Source organism: Neoroseomonas lacus (genome assembly GCF_014644535.1).
Taxonomy (GTDB): Bacteria; Pseudomonadota; Alphaproteobacteria; order Acetobacterales; family Acetobacteraceae; genus Neoroseomonas; species Neoroseomonas lacus.
The window spans coordinates 1-14731 of the sequence record NZ_BMKW01000010.1; the positions used below are offsets into that span (position 1 = coordinate 1).

The following is a 14731-nucleotide window of genomic DNA, read 5'->3' on the forward strand; positions in this document are numbered from 1 at the left end:
GCATCTGCCGCCGGTCTCGCCGGAACTCAACCCCGTCGTGAACGTCTGGGAATTCCTGCGAGCCAACCGCCTGCCGTTCCAGATCTACGAGACCCAGGACGAAATCATCCAACGCTGCTGCGACGCTTGGAACTGGCTCACATGTCAGCCCCAACGCATCTCAGCCATCGGTTTGTGACCCTCGGCAACGGTCATGCCGTATCAGTTCCACGGTCGCCGTGAAACCGCGCGCGTGATAGTGGTCGATCGGCGCGAGATTCTCGACGGTCAGGCCGTCAAGCGGCTTTCCGGCCTTCTTCAGTGCCGCGACGATCAGCGCATGAACATCGCCTGTGCCCCAGTGGTCCGCGATTCCGGTCGCCTCATTCATGATGGCTGCCCTCTGATGGATCGGGCCGCCCCTGCGGGGGTAACGCGCCATCAGCCTAGTCGGGGTCCACTCCGGTTCGCATCACGAACAGCGACTGAAGCACCGTTCCGAGGTCGCGAACGTGACCTGCCCCGCGGAAGGGTCCGCGAGTGATGTTGCCGAGAAAAGCAGTGTGCGAAGGAAGTGCAGCAGGCGTGGTACGGTGCCCGCGTCCCAGCCCGGGGCGTGGCGGAACGATCACATGAAGCTTGCAGTTGTCCAGCAACCGCCGGTCTACCTGGATCTTGAAAGGTCGATGGCGCGCGCGGTCGAACTCGTGCAAGAGGCGGCAGCGAATGGCTGCGATATGCTGGTATTTCCGGAGGCATGGCTTCCCGGCTATCCGACGTTCGTCTGGAGGCTGCCGCCCGGGGCGGGGATGGGCAAGACGGATGAGCTCTACGCCCTCTCGCAGGCCAACTCGGTTGACCTGAGTCGGGACGGGTTGCGACCGCTTCTGGACGCGGCGAAGAACCACGGGGTGGTCATCGTCTTGGGCTACCAGGAAGTCGACGGTTCGATCAGCGGCAGCACGTTGTTCAACAGCTGTGCGATCATAGATGCGGACGGCAGACTTGCGAACAACCACCGCAAGCTGATGCCGACGAATCCAGAGCGGATGGTCTGGGGCTTCGGCGACGGCTCTGGCCTCAACGTCGTGGATACCGCGGTCGGCCGCGTCGGGGCACTGATCTGCTGGGAAAACTACATGCCGCTAGCACGCTATGCGCTCTATGCGCAGAACATCGACATCTACGTCGCCCCGACCTGGGACAGTGGCGAGACCTGGCTCGCGACGATGCAGCACATCGCGCGCGAAGGCGGCTGCTGGGTAGTCGGATGCGCGACAGCACTGAAAGCCTCCGACATCCCCGATGGCGTGCCGTATCGCGACGAGCTTTTTCCGAACAAGGACGAGTGGATCAACGCGGGAGACGCCGTCGTCTACAAGCCGTTCGGTGGCGTCATCGCAGGGCCAATGCGCCGAGAGAAGGGCCTGCTTTTTGCCGAGATCGATGTGGCGGCGGCGCGAGCCTCACGACGAAAGTTCGACGCCAGCGGGCACTACGCCAGACCCGACGTCTTCACTCTCACCGTGAACCGGAAGAAGCAGGCCCCCGTGCAATTCGAATAGCCTCGGGACTCATTGACCGAGCCAGAAGATGACGGAAGCGGCGAGGGTGATGGCGCTGAAGAAGGTGCGGGCGCAGCGGTCGTAGGGCGCTCGCTTCGTCTCTTCGATCCATCATCGTCGCCTCGGCGAGCGTGCCACGTTTCTTCCCACCTGTGTTGCTGCAGGGAACGAGCCGGTCTGAGCTGCACGTCGACGGTGCCGTCAACGCGCCGATCGTGCTTCTGCCGGAAGCCCTGGCCACAAGGAATACCGCTGGGCGGCCGGGGCCTCTGCACCTTTACGTCATATCAGTGACCAGGCCAGGCCGATTGGACGTCAGCTCCACGGCGGCACGCTGAGTATTATCACTCGTGCATTGACCTTGATGGGGCGCGCCACGCTGCGAGCGCATCTACGGCTGGCGGAGCTCTTCGCCCGGCGCCACAACGCGTCGTTCAAATTCGCGGCGGTGCCTGCGACACTGGAAACCTCCCCGCTCGATTTTGAACTGCCCCGCATGTTGGAACTCTATGAGTTTGGCCGCGCCAGTGCACGTTCTGGCACGGCGTTCGCCCCCGGAAATCTCTGAAGAATCCCATTGCTACGGGTGCGACATCATTTCAACAGCGGTGAGCCAAGTCGCCATTGTTGCTTCGCGGCATCCGGCAACGAGCTGGCCCTCCAGGAGACAGGAGCATGCCTATGCTAGAGATCCGCGATGGTATCTCGATCCACTATGAGGATTCGGGTCGTGTACTCGCGCTTCTTCACTACGTCTCACACCTCCAAACTCGCTCCGGACCGCTCCCCCTCGCATGCTCCTCGACGGAAGCAGGAGCGTCATCATGACGAGCAAGTCCCCCCCATGCGACGCCGATGTGGCGCGACGCGCGCTGCTGATGAGCGGCGCATCAATCCCGATCGGCCTCGTCGCATCGGGCATCTCCACCCAGGCAGTCGCCGAAGAAGTTCGCGGCATCACCAATTCACCCAACGTAGAGAGCAGCATGCCCCCGTCGCCGTGATGCCCGCCGCCGCCGCGATGCAGCGGGCGCCGCTCGAGGCCAGCCACCGCTCAAACTTGGTCTGCCAACTCGCGCCAGTCGCCTCTCGCGCCATGATCGGCTTCCCCGAAGCCGACCCCACATGAATTGCACAAGGCCCGCCCAGGTAATCCGAAATCGATCAGCGCAGTACGTTCTCTGCCAAAGCAGTGCCTAAGATTGGATATCCTTCATCGGCCGCCGATGCCCCATGGTCCTGATTGGCCGCCATCGGGCTCAAAGGGTCAGGCCATGGAAGAGGGGTGCGACATCCTCCAGCCTGTCGAGCCGCAGAAAGCCCTCGGCCGCCCGCTCCGCCTGCGTCGGCGTCAGGGCACCCTCCGTATTGGCGCGGAACTTCGCGAGGATGTCCGCTTCCGCCATGGGGTTGGCACGCGTGCCGCGCATGTCGTCGATGCGATGCGACACCACCCGGCCATCGCGAAGCCTTACTGCCACCATGCCACCGGATCGAGTGGCGGTGGTGCCGGGATCATCCTCGTACTCGACGAGATCGGCGATGGCATTGATGGCAGGGTCGCGCAAGCTCGCCTCGGCATAGGCATCCTTGTCCATCCTTCCGCGGACCAGCGCCTCGGCCACTGTGTGCTGCAGGCTGATGCGACCATGCCAGGTGGTGGCCGGACGGCGCTTGTCGGCCACCGGCTCGCACATCGTCGCGAAGGACCGCTTGCCGATCCGACAGGTCACGCCGACGATGTCCTCCGGGCGGATCGCATGCCGTTGGCGCAGCACCAGCGCGCATTCGATATGCGGCATCATGGTGAAGGCGCAGGGATGCACCTTGGAGGCGATGTTCAGCACCTCCCACACCTCGCCGAGCCCATCGCAGAGCGCTTCCAAGCGCAGGTCGTCGCGGCCCTGCACATGGCTGCGGAACCAGCCGAAGCGCCCGTCGATCACCGGCCGGGGCCCGGAGATGCCGGCCTCTGCCAGCGCGAGGGCACGCATCGCGCCGGTCGCAGCCATGCCGACATGCATCATCTTGGTCGAGCTGCCATCCTCGAAGGAGGCGTTGATCCCGGCCGACAGGCTGCCCGCCGCGCCGATCGCGTCGGCAATCACCCCAGCGCCATGGCCACGCAGCTTCGCCAGCCCATAGACGCCGCCGAACACCCCGAACACCGCCGTCGGATGGAAGCCCAGCGTATGCAGCCGCACCGGCGTGACAAGGCCGAACCGGCAGGTCAGCTCGCTGCCCACCAGCACTGCCTCAATCAGCGCGCGGCCGGACAGACCGCGCCGCTGGCATTCGGGGAAAGCGACGGCGACGACCGGGGCAGTCGGATGGATGAAGCTCTCGATATGGGTGTCGTCGAATTCCAGCACGGCGGTCATCACGCCGTTCACGAAGGCCGCGGCCATCGGCGAGACGCCCTCGGCATCGCCGAGGATACGCGCGCCCGCGCCCAGATCCACCGCCAGCGCCGCCCGCTTCGCAGCGGCCACGAGGTCGAGCGACCGCGCCGCCAGCATCACCCCCACCAGGTCGAGGATACGCAGCTTGGTGCTCTCTACCACCGTCGCCGGCGCGTCGTCCAGCGAGAGCCCGGCCACCCAGGCTGCGGCGCGCGCGCTGAGACCAGTCATTCCCCGGTGATCCCGGCGCTGCGGATGATGGCGCCGAACTGGCGGTTGTCCTCACGCAGATCCTCGGCGAGCTGCGCGGGGGAGCGGAAGCTCGGCACCACGCCGACGCGTCCGAGACGCTCGCGGAAGGCGGGATCGCCCAGCATGGCCTCGACGGCGCTGGCATAGGTGGCGACAATCTCGGGCGGCATGTTCGGCGGTCCCATCAGCGCCTGCCAGCCCGAGGTGCGCACATTGGGATAGCCCTGTTCGGCCAGCGTCGGGATATCGGGCAGTTGCGGCAGGCGGCTTTCGCCGACCGCCGCCAAGCCGCGGAGCCGCCCCTGGAGCACGTGCTGGATCACCACCGTGTCGATCATGAAGTCGACGTCGCCGCTCAGCATGGCCTGCACGCCTGGCGCCGAGCCGCGGAACGGGATGTGCGTGGCATCGAAGCCGGCTTCCCGGCGGAACATCTCGGTCATCACATGCAGCGTCGACCCGACGCCCGAGGAGCCGTAGTTGAGCTTCCCCGGATTGCGCTTCCCATACTGGACCAGCTCCGCCAACGTCGTAACCGGCAACGTGCTCCGCACCGCGAGCAGCCGCTGCGATTCGCTGATGTTGGCGATGGCCGTGAAGCCGGTGACGGGGTCGTAGCCGACATTCGCGATATGCGGCAGGATCGCAAAGATCGCGTTGCCCGCCAGCAGGATGGTGGTGCCGTCAGGTGCCGCGCGGCTTACCACGCGGGCCGCGATGGCGCCGCCCGCACCGCCCTGGTTTTCCACCACCACCGGCGTGCCGAGGCGCTGTGACAGCGATTCCGCCACCATGCGGCCGACCAGGTCGCCGGTGCCGCCGGCGGCATAGGCAACGATCATGCGGATCGGGCGATCGGTGAAGGCCGCATGCGCCGGCGCACTCAGCCCGGCGGCGATCCCGCTCAACAGCAGGCGGCGTGTCCATGCCGGGGACCCGGCCCCCCGCTTCATCCCGTGATCGGTCATCATTGCCTCCCATGTCGCTCGTTTGGGCGACGCCGAAGGCTGAAGCGATGTCAGTCCGCTCCGGCCCACGGCAGCCGCCCCGCATCTTCACCATCCGCGGGCAGCTTCCCCCGATTCGGCGATGTCAGCGGATCGCGACCTGCTCTAGCAGCCGTCACCGCGCATCGCCCGATTTGCCGCCCGTCATTCCACGATACGGAAAACTCGCAGAGCTGACGCGGCCGGGCACCTGCCATCGGGCAGGATGCCACCTCGGCAGACACGATAGGGACGAGACACCATGCGGATCACACGCCGCCCCCTGCTGTTCGCCGGCGCGACCGCCCTGGCGGCGCGTCGCGCCAAGGCGCAGGCCTTCCCCACGCGCGCCATTCGCGTCATCGTCCCCTATGCCGCCGGCGGCACCGACCAGTACATCCGGCTGTTGCAGCAGGATTTCGGCCAGTTGCTCGGCCAGCCGGTGGTGATCGATTCCATCGCCGGCGGCGGGGGCGGCATCGGCGCCAATCGCGTCCGCACCAGCGCCGCCGACGGCTACACCCTGCTCTTCGCCAGTACGGCGGCTCTGACCGTCGTGCCGCGCCTGCAAAACCAGCCCTATACGGCGGCGGATTTCGCGCCGATCTGCAACCTGGTCGCCATCCCCATCATGATCGCGGCCAGGCGCGGATCCCGCTTCCGAACGATCGAGCAAATGCTGGCCCAGGCCCGGACGCAGCCCGAGAGCGTCAGCATCGGTTCGCCAGGCATCGGCAGCACGCCGCACCTGGCCGCGGAGGCGCTGGCGCGCGCCGCCGATGTGAAGCTGCTGCAGGTGCCCTACCAGGGCATCGCGCCGGCGATGGCCGCATTGCTCGCCGGCGATATCGATCTCGTTTCCGGTGCGCCCGGCATCATCATGCCGACCGTCGAATCGCATGGCATCATCCCGCTGGCGCAGACCGGTGCCTCCCGCATCGTCGCACTGCCCGACCTCGTCACGCTGAAGGAGGCGGGGCTGGACGTCGACCTGGTGACCCGTTTCGCCTTCTTCGCGCCGAAGGAGACGCCGGTGCCGATCCTCGACCGGCTCGGCGAAGCCTTCCTGCAGGCCGCCGCGGCGCCAGCCTACGCCGATGCCATGCGGCGCGCCTTCAACGAGGTGATGCTGCTCGACCGCCAGCAACTCACCACGGCACTCGTCGAGGAGGACGCTGCCAATGCGCGGTTGATCCAGGCGCTCGACATCCGATAGGCCCGGCCGGCTCAGGCATAGACGACGCCGCAGCCCGGCCCCGCCGGCACCGCGATCATGCCGTCCTCGATCGGCAGCGGCGTGAAGGGATCGTCGAGGATGTGGTCGTGTTCCGACAGCTCGCAGGCGAAGGGAAGCTGCCGCAGCGATGCCGCGGCATGGGCGGAGGCCGCCTGCAGCAGCGCCGGCCCGAAGGCCGCGCCCATGCGCGTCGCGACTTGCCCGGCTTCCAGGATGCGCGCGGCGGTGACGAAGTTGCGCACGCCGCCCAGCTTGGTCAGCTTCAGATTCACCACATCGGCGACCCGGCCTTCCACCACGCGCAGCACATCGGCGACGGTCTCCACGGTCTCATCCGCCTCGACCGGCACCGGCAAGGTGCGGGTCAGCAGGGCCAGCCCCTTCCAATCGGCCGCCGGCACCGGCTGTTCCACCAGCGCGATGTCGAACGGCTCGATCCGCTTCCAGGCCGTGAGGAAGCCCTTCGCGCTGTAGGATTGGTTCGGATCGAGGGTCAGCGCGATGCCGCCGCCGACCGCCGCGCGCACCTCGGCCACGCGCTGGGCATCCATCGCGCCGTCGCCCGACAACTTCAGCTTCAGGCTGCGATAGCCTTTCGCTACCAGTGCCGCCGCCGCAGCGGCCATGGCCTCCGGCGCCTTGATCGGCAGGATGCGCGATTGCGGGATGCGATCACGGAAGCGCCCGCCCATCAGCGCCGAGAGCGGTACGCCGGCACGCCGCGCTGCAAGGTCGTGCAGTGCCATGTCGATAGCGGCCTTCACCGACCGGTTGCCGGCCAGTGAGGCCTCGACCAGGTCCATGATCGCGGCGAGATCCGCCACGTCGCGCCCCACCAGCAGCGGCCGCAGGAAGTGCAGCGCGGCCTCGGCGCCGGCGCCATGCGTTGTGATCGCTGGGACCGCGTGGGCATAGCCGAGCCCGACGACACCGTCGGCATCGGTCAGGGCGAGCACCCAGCCCTGCAATTCCGGCACGGTGGCGCGGGCGAAGGTCCAATTGGCATCGGCCTGCCGCTGCGTGCAGGGATGCAGCGTCGCGGTGGCGATGCGCATGCCCGGATTCTCGGTCATCGGTTACGGCCTCTCGATTCTGCGGCAGGCGATGATGTCGGTGTGGATTTCGGCATCCGGAACGTCCGGCCGAGCCCGTCGCGCGACCACCTGGTCCCCCCCAAGATGGATGCGGCGCCGCAGGCGCGATCCGACACCGGCACGGCCGCCGGCAATGGGAGAGAGACGGCATGAGCGAGTTGAAGAACGGCAATCTCGGGCCCTACAGTCTGGACGGGCGCGTCGCGGTGATCACCGGCGGCAGCAGTGGCATCGGCGCCGCTTCGGCGCAGCGCCTCGCGGAGCTCGGGGCGCAGATCGTCATCGGCTACAACACCGGGCGCGACCGGGCCGAGGCCCTGGCCGCGGCGCTGCCAGGCAGCGGCCACATGCCGCTGCACATGCCGATCACCGACAGTGCCGCGATCCGCGCCGCGGCGGCCGAGGTGGAGTCGCGCTACGGCCGCGCCGACGTGCTGGTGAATTCGGCCGGGACGACGCGAGCGGTGCCGCATGGCGATCTCGAGGCCATGGACGATGCGAGCTTCGACAGCATCCTCATCACCAATGTGCGCGGGCCGTTTTCGGTCATCCGCAGCTTCGCGCCGCTGCTGCGGCGCAGCGGCGATGCGGTGGTGGTGAACATCTCCTCGCTCGCCGCGGTCACGGGCCTCGGCAGTTCGGTCGCCTATTGCGCGTCGAAGGCGGGGCTCGACACCATGGCAATGTCTCTGGCCCGGGTGCTGGGCCCCGAGATCCGCATCATCGGCATCTCGCCGGCCGGGGTGGATACGGATTTCGTCCCGGGGCGGAGCCGCGAGGCGGTGATGAGGCAGGCCGCGTTGTCGCCGCTGAAGACAGTCTGCCAAGCCGATGACGTGGCCATCGCCGTGGCAGCGGCGGTCACGCATCTGCGCCTGACGACGGGGACCACGCTGCTGGTGGATGGCGGCCGCCATCTGTGATCTCCGCCGCACCGGCCGTCCTCAGCCCGAGGTCGGCCGGCTGCCCTTGAACAGCGGCTTGGTCGTGCGGGAGGCATAGCGCCACTTCCCATCGATGCCACGCACGCATTCGTCGGTCACGGCGCCGATCAGGATAGGCGGTTCCGACATCAGCGGCGGCGTGCCGTCCTCGGCATAGAGGCACATGGTCCATTCCGCCGTCGCGTGATTCTCGTCCTGCACGATGACATGGAAGTTGTGAATCAGGTGCCGGGCCACGCGGTCGCCGCGCGACTCACGCTCGGAGTAGAAGCCCCTGATTGCCTCGCGGCCTTTCCGGGCCTTGTGGCTGGTGGTGTAGACGCCGTCCTCGGTGAAGAACTCATGGGCGTTGCGGCCCCAGTCAGAATCGACATCGCGCCAGAAGGCAATGTTCAGCATTTCCAGTTCCTGCCGGATGCGCAGCTCGTCGATGGCCATTGCGGTGTGTCCCTTGCCTTACAGGTAGTCGGAGAACTGTGCGGGTTCGACCAGCGTCCCTTCGTCCAGGCCGCGTAGCGCGGCCTGGACCATGGCGATGCGCGCCTCCTTCGTGCTGGCCCCGGCATGCGGAGTGGACAGCAGGTTGGGCTGGCGCAGCAGCCGGTCATTCTCCGCCGGTTCATGGGTGAAGACGTCGATGCAGGCGGCAACCAGCGCGCCGCTCTCGAGCCGCTCGAGCAACGCCTCCTCGTTGACGATGCCGCCGCGGCAAGTGTTGACCAGGACGCAATCCGGCCGCAGGCGTGCGAGCGTCGCTGCGTCGTAGAGGTTCTCGGTCGCGCGGCCGCGCGGGATGTGCAGCGACAGCACCTCGGACCGTTCCAGCAATTCGTCGAAGCCGACCGGGGTGACGCCGTTCGCGGCGTAGAACGCCGGATAGTCTCGGATGTCGTGGGTGATGACGGTACAGCCGAAGGGCTTGAGGAGGCGCACCACCTCCTTGCCGATATGGCCGCAGCCATGCAGGCCGACCGTGCGCCCGGTCAGGCTGCGGCCGACGCGGGTGCGCGGCCGCTCGCCGTTGCGCATCGCCAGGCTAAGCGGCGTGACCCAGCGCAGCCCCGCGATCATGAAGCACAGGGCAAGCTCCGCCACAGCCAGCCGGTTCACGCCCGGCGTGAAGCCCAGCCGCACGCCATGGCGCTGGCAGGCGGTGAGATCAACCGTGTTCAGGCCGACGCCGAAGATGCCGATGGTGCGAATATGCGGCAGTGCCTCCAGCACGCGGTCGTTCACCACATCGCCGCCCATGATCGCGCAGTCGCAATCGGCCAGGAAGGCGATGATCTCGTCTTCCGTCATCCGGTGGCGGATATCCTCGTTGAACTTCGCCTCCGGATACGCGGCTTGGATCAGCTCGCGCATATAGGGCACGCTGCCGATGGCGCCGTTGGTCACGCCTGGGCGATGGAACACGATGGCGAGTCTCCGCTTCGGCCGCTCAATCGATCGAAATGCCGGCGGCCTGGATGATCGGCCGCCACAGGGCGATCTCGGCCGCCATGCGGCGGGTCAGGTCGTTGGGCGTGCCGCCGAGCGGCGTGAGGCCGAGCGGCGGCAAGAGCGCCTTGGTTGCATCGAGCGCGAGATAGCGGTTGGCCGCCGCGTTCAGCTCGCCGATCATGGCCTCCGGCATATGCGCCGGTCCGAGCAGGGAGATCCAGCCGGTGGCCTGGAAGTCCGCGACACCTTGGGCCTGTACTGGCGGCGTCCGCGGCAGTTGCGGGATCGGCGCGGCCGAGGTCACGCCTAGCGCCTTCAGCGTGCCGTTCTCGATATGGGGCAGGTAGGTGGTGACGAGATCGATGCCCATATCCACCGCGCCTGCCAGCAGATCGTTGGTCAGCGGCGCAGAGCCGCGATAGGGAACGAGATTCAGGCGGATCCCGGTGCGGAACATCAGCAGTTCCACCGCGAGATGGGCCGCCGAGCCGAGCGGTGGCGTGCCGCAATTCACCTTGTCGGGATTCGCCTTCGCATAGGCAATCAGTTCCTGCACGGTGCTGTAGGGCATTTGGCTGCGCGCGGCGAGCACGATCGGCAGTTCGGCGAGCGCTGCGATCGGCGTCAGATCCGTCGCCGGATTGTATGGCATCGACTTGAACAGCAGCGTGTTGTTGGTGATCGGGCCGTTGGTCGTGATCAACAGTGTGTAGCCGTCCGGCGCCGACCGGGCCACCGCCGCCGTGCCGATATTGCCATTGGCACCCGACCGGTTGTCGATCACGAAGGACTGGCCGAACTTCTCGGCGAAGTAATTGGCGACCGAACGCGCCAGCACATCCGTCGAACCACCCGCCGGCCAGGGCACGATGATGGTGACCGGCCGCGAAGGCCAGCTCTGCGCCGAGGCCCCACGCGATGCCGCCGCGATCCCCGCGCCAAGCGCGAGCCCGCCGATCTGCCGCCGTGTGATGCTGGACATGGTCTGCTCCTCCCCAGTTCGTTGCGATAGGTCAGGCGCCGAAATACAGCCGCATCGGCGTGTCGCCGCCGATCAGCCGACGTGTCGCCGCATCCGGTACCCAGTCGTGCAGGTCCGCCACGGCCTGGGCATAGGTCGCCTTGTCCTCGAAGGCGGCGAAGGGCCAGTCGCTGCCCCACATCAGCCGCTCCCCGCCCGACACGCGCAGCAGCGCCTGCGCATAGCTGCGCGCAGCCTCGCGCGACGGCGCGCGGAAGCCGGCAGACATCTTCACCCAGGTGCGCCCGCGCTCCACCGCTGCGAGCAGCGCCTTGAAGCCCGGGCAATTCACGCCGAGCCGCTCGTCCGGCTTGCCGAAATGGTCGATGACCAACTTCACGCCGGCATCTTCGACGGCCTTGATGACGTCGGGCAGCGCCTCGCCGCTCACCAGCGTATGCACATGCCAGTCGAGGTCCCGAACGCGACGCAGCAGAAGCCGATACTCATAGGAATTCAGATCCGGCGGATCCGGCACGCGCCGGAAGAACAGGCGGATGCCGACGATGCCGTCGGCCTTCATCCGCTCCAGCGTGTACATGTCTGTCTCCGGCCGCACATAGGCGGTGCCCCGAAGTCGCGGATTCCGCCGGAGGGCGCGGATGACATAATCGTTGTACTGCCCATGCAGGCTTGCCGCCGCGATGACGCCAAAGCCGATGCCGTGACGGTCCATGATGCCGATGAAGGTCTCGGCCGAGGCGTCTTCGGGCGGGTGGTGCCAGGCCCAGGAGGTGAGCGGCATGTCCGTCGTGTAGAGGTGGAAATGCGTGTCCACGAGCGGCGTGTCGGTGGGCGCGGCGGTCTCGGTCATTCGCGTGGGATTCCTGCGGCTTCGACGATGCTTTTCCAGAGCGGCACTTCGGCCCGCATGCGCGCCACCAGCGGATCCGGCCCATCGAGCAGGGTCTCGGCGCCGACCTCGGCCATGCGTTCGGTCAGCACCGAACCGTTGCGCAGCGGCGCGAGCTCGCGCATCAGTAGCGCCGCCGCCGCCGGCGGCAGGTCGCGCCCGCCGAACAGCGCGAACCACAGCCGCACGCCGTCATACGCCGGGACGAATTCAGCGATGGTCGGCACATCGGGCAGCAGCGTGCGCGTGAGCGCGCAATTCGCCAGCGCGCGCATCCGGCCGGCGCGGATATGCGGCAACACCTCGATCGGGCTCAGGAAGCCGGAATCGACCTCGCCGGCCAGCACCGCGGTGGCGGACGGAGCCGAGCCGCGATAGGGGACATGCAGCAGGTCGACATGGCCGCGCGCGCGCAGCACCTCGGCAGACAGATGCACCGTGGTGCCGATGCCCGAGGAGCTGAAGCTGACCTTGCCCGGTTCCGCCCGCGCCTTGGCGAGGTAGCCGGGGAAGTCGCGGAACGGCGAATCCTCGCGCACCACGAGCAGGATGGGCGAGGCGGCCGTCATGGTGATCGGCGCCAGATCGGTCAGCGGATCGAAACCCGGGTCGCGCTGCAGCGCCGGCACCACGGCGACCGCCGAGGTGGTGTGCAGCAACGTATGCCCGTCGGCCGACTGCACCGCCGCGCGGATGCCCACCGCGCCGCCGCCGCCGGAGCGGTTCTCCACCACGAAGGGCTTGCCGAGCTTCCGCTGCAGGTATTCGGCGATGATGCGGGCGGGGATGTCCGTGGTGCCGCCGGGCGCGAAGGGGACGATGATGCGCGTCGGCCGGCTGGGCCAGGCCCCCTGCGCCAAGGATGGCCGTGCCATGGCGATGGCGGCGGTGGTCAGCAGCGCCCTGCGTGGCAGTCCGATGGGGCGGCGGCGGGCATCCCGGTCGAGGCCTGGCGGCATGGTGTTCCTCCGCGGCGCGTGAGCCCGTGCCGTTGCGCCGCAGCCTATGCAGGCAAGCCGGGACCATCCACGATGCCGTGCCCGTATTCCGGCATGCGGAATGATAGCCCAGAGCGCCCGCGTCCCGTGCGGGGGGCGTGATAGGGGACGCACGGATTGGGGAGATGAGCCGATGCGGGCAATCGAGATCAGGGGCAAGGGCGGCCCGGAGGTGCTGGCGCTGGCCGACCGGCCGGTGCCTGCCTGCGGGCCTGGCGAGGTTCTGGTGCGTGTCGCCGCCGCCGGCGTGAACCGGCCGGATGTGCAGCAGCGCAAGGGGCTCTACCCGCCGCCCCCGGGGGTCACGGACATCCCCGGGCTCGACATCGCGGGCGTGGTCGATGCGGTCGCACCGGACGTCGGCTGGCCGCGCCCGGGCGATGCGGTCTGCGCCCTGGTCTCGGGCGGTGGCTATGCCGAATACTGCGTGGTGCCGGCGCCGCAATGCATGCCCCTCCCGCGCGGTTTCAGCTTCGTCCAGGCTGCGACGCTGCCCGAGGTGTTCTTCACCGCCTGGAACAACGTCTTCTGGCTGGGCCGCATCGCCGAGGGCGAGACGCTGCTGGTCCAGGGTGGCACCAGCGGCGTCGGCATGGCGGCGATGCAGATGGCGCGGCAGCTCCGGCGTGCGACCGTCATCGCCACCAGCAGTTCCGCCGACAAGCGCGCGGTCTGTCTCGACTACGGCGCGCAGCACACGGTCGACTACCGGCAGTCCGATTGGCCCGACCAGGTGCGGGCGCTGACGGGCGGCCGCGGCGTGGATGTGATCCTGGATGGGCAGGGGGGCGACTACACGCCGCTCGAGATGGCGCTGCTGGCGATGGACGGCCGGCTCGTGCTGATCGCCAGCCACCGCGCCCCCATGGCCGAGATCAGCACGCGGGAGATCTACATCCGCCGGCTGACGCTGACGGGGTCCACGCTGCGCTCGCGCCCGCCGGCCTATAAGGGCCGCATCGCGCGGGAATTGGTCGACCAGGTCTGGCCGTTGCTGGAGGATGGCCGCATCCGCACCCATATCTGTGGCGTGCATCGCCTGGAGGAGGCGGCCGCGGCGCAGGCGGTGCTGGACGCCAATGCGCAGATCGGCAAGCTGGTGCTGACGGTCTCCGACGACGCGATGACCGTCCCGGAGCCCGCTCGCTGAACGACCCGCCCGTCCAGTCCGTCCTTCGCGCGCTGTCGATCCTGCGGGAGCTGAACCGGCAGCAGCACACAACGGTGGACCAGCTCCACCGCGTCACCCTGCTGCCCAAGCCGACCATCATGCGCCTGCTCGGCACGCTGATGACCGCGGGGCTGGTGGCGAAGGGGGAACGGGGCATCGGGTATCGCGTCACCTCGGACGTCCAGGCGCTCAGTTCGGGCTTCCATGGCGGGCCGCTGGTGGCGCAGGCGGGCCGGCCCTGGGTCGCGGACCTGACGCGCCGGCTGCGCTGGCCGGCGGCGATTGCCGTTCTGGATGGCGCACGCATCGCGATCAGCGCCAGCACGGCGGCCAGCAGCACCATGTCGCCCTTCCACGCGACGATCGGCGTGCGGCACAGCCTGGTGACGCGCGCGCTCGGCCGCGCCTATCTCGCCTGGTGCCCGGAGGAGGAGCTGCGCATCCTGCTGCGCATGCTCGAAGCGTCGAGCGACCCCGAGGATCGCCCGCCCAACCTCGAACGCGTGGTGCGGACGGTGATCGCCACCAGCCGGCGCCAGGGCTATGCGCTGCGCGACCCCAAGGTGGAGCCGCGTTCGTCCAACACCGTCGCCGTGCCGATCATGCTGGACACGACGGTCGCCGGCACCATCGGCATGAGCTTCTTCCGCTCGGCCGTCTCGCAGCGCGCCTTGCTGGAGGATCTGGTCCCGGCGCTGCGGCAGGCGAGCCTTGAGATCACCGCGTCGATGAAGCGGCTGCAGCGCGGCACGCCGGAGGCCACCGAGCCGGCCTGACGCGGCCCAT

The 14731-nt window shown here is 68.2% G+C and carries 16 protein-coding genes; 7 read left to right on the forward strand and 9 right to left on the reverse strand.

Going from position 1 to position 14731, the window contains the following annotated elements; all coding sequences use genetic code 11:
* Positions 1–160: 160 nt before the first annotated feature.
* Entirely contained in the window at positions 161–370 is a 210-nt protein-coding gene (locus IEY36_RS19300; RefSeq protein WP_188969788.1) for a hypothetical protein, read from the reverse strand.
* Between the two features lie 241 nt (positions 371–611).
* Between IEY36_RS19300 and IEY36_RS19305 the strand changes: the two genes are divergently transcribed.
* The 3 genes from IEY36_RS19305 (at position 612) to IEY36_RS19315 (ending at position 2548) form a co-directional block, all read left to right on the forward strand.
* Entirely contained in the window at positions 612–1544 is a 933-nt protein-coding gene (locus IEY36_RS19305) for a carbon-nitrogen hydrolase family protein (protein ID WP_188969790.1), read from the forward strand.
* Between the two features lie 364 nt (positions 1545–1908).
* Positions 1909–2112 (forward strand): hypothetical protein, encoded by a 204-nt coding sequence (locus IEY36_RS19310; protein WP_188969792.1) that lies wholly within the window; start codon positions 1909–1911, stop codon positions 2110–2112.
* A gap of 256 nt (positions 2113–2368) precedes the next feature.
* Entirely contained in the window at positions 2369–2548 is a 180-nt protein-coding gene (locus IEY36_RS19315; protein ID WP_188969794.1) for a hypothetical protein, read from the forward strand.
* Positions 2549–2803: 255 nt separating this feature from the next.
* Here IEY36_RS19315 and IEY36_RS19320 read toward each other — a convergent pair whose 3' ends face one another.
* Both IEY36_RS19320 and IEY36_RS19325 read right to left on the reverse strand, forming a co-directional pair.
* On the reverse strand, positions 2804–4177 hold the full coding sequence (locus IEY36_RS19320) for an MmgE/PrpD family protein (RefSeq protein ID WP_188969795.1): 1374 nt from the start codon (positions 4175–4177) through the stop codon (positions 2804–2806).
* Complete coding sequence (locus IEY36_RS19325) at positions 4174–5106, reverse strand: Bug family tripartite tricarboxylate transporter substrate binding protein (protein ID WP_188969797.1); 933 nt, start codon at positions 5104–5106, stop codon at positions 4174–4176. Before IEY36_RS19325 ends, IEY36_RS19320 begins: the two co-directional genes overlap by 4 nt.
* 340 nt (positions 5107–5446) lie before the next feature.
* Here IEY36_RS19325 and IEY36_RS19330 point away from each other — a divergent pair, with 340 nt between their 5' ends.
* Positions 5447–6400 carry a Bug family tripartite tricarboxylate transporter substrate binding protein gene (locus tag IEY36_RS19330; RefSeq protein ID WP_188969799.1) on the forward strand — a complete coding sequence of 318 codons (954 nt, stop codon included), beginning with the start codon at positions 5447–5449 and terminating at the stop codon, positions 6398–6400.
* An 11-nt stretch (positions 6401–6411) separates the two neighbouring features.
* Here IEY36_RS19330 and IEY36_RS19335 read toward each other — a convergent pair whose 3' ends face one another.
* Positions 6412–7494, reverse strand: a complete 1083-nt coding sequence (locus IEY36_RS19335) for a mandelate racemase/muconate lactonizing enzyme family protein (protein ID WP_188969801.1) — start codon at positions 7492–7494, stop codon at positions 6412–6414.
* A gap of 170 nt (positions 7495–7664) precedes the next feature.
* On the opposite strand from IEY36_RS19335, the gene IEY36_RS19340 reads away from it, so the two are divergent.
* Positions 7665–8438, forward strand: a complete 774-nt coding sequence (locus IEY36_RS19340) for an SDR family NAD(P)-dependent oxidoreductase (protein ID WP_188969803.1) — start codon at positions 7665–7667, stop codon at positions 8436–8438.
* A gap of 21 nt (positions 8439–8459) precedes the next feature.
* Here the strand turns inward: IEY36_RS19340 and IEY36_RS19345 are convergent, their stop codons facing one another.
* Genes IEY36_RS19345 through IEY36_RS19365 form a run of 5 tightly spaced genes read right to left on the reverse strand, consistent with a single transcriptional unit; the run spans position 8460 to position 12735 of the window.
* Positions 8460–8897: a nuclear transport factor 2 family protein gene (locus tag IEY36_RS19345; protein WP_188969805.1), complete on the reverse strand. Its 438-nt coding sequence runs from the start codon at positions 8895–8897 to the stop codon at positions 8460–8462.
* Positions 8898–8915: 18 nt separating this feature from the next.
* Positions 8916–9875 carry an NAD(P)-dependent oxidoreductase gene (locus IEY36_RS19350; protein ID WP_188969807.1) on the reverse strand — a complete coding sequence of 320 codons (960 nt, stop codon included), beginning with the start codon at positions 9873–9875 and terminating at the stop codon, positions 8916–8918.
* Between the two features lie 25 nt (positions 9876–9900).
* Positions 9901–10884 (reverse strand): Bug family tripartite tricarboxylate transporter substrate binding protein, encoded by a 984-nt coding sequence (locus IEY36_RS19355; RefSeq protein WP_188969809.1) that lies wholly within the window; start codon positions 10882–10884, stop codon positions 9901–9903.
* A gap of 31 nt (positions 10885–10915) precedes the next feature.
* Positions 10916–11737, reverse strand: coding sequence for an amidohydrolase family protein (locus IEY36_RS19360; RefSeq protein WP_188969811.1), 822 nt, complete (start codon positions 11735–11737; stop codon positions 10916–10918).
* A complete protein-coding gene (locus tag IEY36_RS19365; protein WP_188969813.1) occupies positions 11734–12735 on the reverse strand; it encodes a Bug family tripartite tricarboxylate transporter substrate binding protein in 1002 nt (333 codons plus the stop codon). The genes IEY36_RS19360 and IEY36_RS19365 overlap by 4 nt, the downstream gene beginning before the upstream one ends.
* A 172-nt stretch (positions 12736–12907) precedes the next feature.
* Here IEY36_RS19365 and IEY36_RS19370 point away from each other — a divergent pair, with 172 nt between their 5' ends.
* A complete protein-coding gene (locus IEY36_RS19370) occupies positions 12908–13924 on the forward strand; it encodes an NAD(P)H-quinone oxidoreductase (protein ID WP_188969815.1) in 1017 nt (338 codons plus the stop codon).
* Positions 13921–14721: an IclR family transcriptional regulator domain-containing protein gene (locus IEY36_RS19375; RefSeq protein ID WP_268238164.1), complete on the forward strand. Its 801-nt coding sequence runs from the start codon at positions 13921–13923 to the stop codon at positions 14719–14721. The genes IEY36_RS19370 and IEY36_RS19375 overlap by 4 nt, the downstream gene beginning before the upstream one ends.
* The last annotated feature ends 10 nt before the right edge of the window (positions 14722–14731 follow it).

What these genes read in the sequence shown, in the direction of transcription:
- IEY36_RS19300 (WP_188969788.1), bottom strand. Translation starts at nt 370, where the DNA reads ATGAATGAGGCGACCGGAATCGCGGACCACTGGGGCACAGGCGATGTT.
- IEY36_RS19305 (WP_188969790.1), top strand. Translation starts at nt 612, where the DNA reads ATGAAGCTTGCAGTTGTCCAGCAACCGCCGGTCTACCTGGATCTTGAA.
- IEY36_RS19310 (WP_188969792.1), top strand. Translation starts at nt 1,909, where the DNA reads ATGGGGCGCGCCACGCTGCGAGCGCATCTACGGCTGGCGGAGCTCTTC.
- IEY36_RS19315 (WP_188969794.1), top strand. Translation starts at nt 2,369, where the DNA reads ATGACGAGCAAGTCCCCCCCATGCGACGCCGATGTGGCGCGACGCGCG.
- IEY36_RS19320 (WP_188969795.1), bottom strand. Translation starts at nt 4,177, where the DNA reads ATGACTGGTCTCAGCGCGCGCGCCGCAGCCTGGGTGGCCGGGCTCTCG.
- IEY36_RS19330 (WP_188969799.1), top strand. Translation starts at nt 5,447, where the DNA reads ATGCGGATCACACGCCGCCCCCTGCTGTTCGCCGGCGCGACCGCCCTG.
- IEY36_RS19335 (WP_188969801.1), bottom strand. Translation starts at nt 7,494, where the DNA reads ATGACCGAGAATCCGGGCATGCGCATCGCCACCGCGACGCTGCATCCC.
- IEY36_RS19340 (WP_188969803.1), top strand. Translation starts at nt 7,665, where the DNA reads ATGAGCGAGTTGAAGAACGGCAATCTCGGGCCCTACAGTCTGGACGGG.
- IEY36_RS19345 (WP_188969805.1), bottom strand. Translation starts at nt 8,897, where the DNA reads ATGGCCATCGACGAGCTGCGCATCCGGCAGGAACTGGAAATGCTGAAC.
- IEY36_RS19355 (WP_188969809.1), bottom strand. Translation starts at nt 10,884, where the DNA reads ATGTCCAGCATCACACGGCGGCAGATCGGCGGGCTCGCGCTTGGCGCG.
- IEY36_RS19360 (WP_188969811.1), bottom strand. Translation starts at nt 11,737, where the DNA reads ATGACCGAGACCGCCGCGCCCACCGACACGCCGCTCGTGGACACGCAT.
- IEY36_RS19365 (WP_188969813.1), bottom strand. Translation starts at nt 12,735, where the DNA reads ATGCCGCCAGGCCTCGACCGGGATGCCCGCCGCCGCCCCATCGGACTG.
- IEY36_RS19370 (WP_188969815.1), top strand. Translation starts at nt 12,908, where the DNA reads ATGCGGGCAATCGAGATCAGGGGCAAGGGCGGCCCGGAGGTGCTGGCG.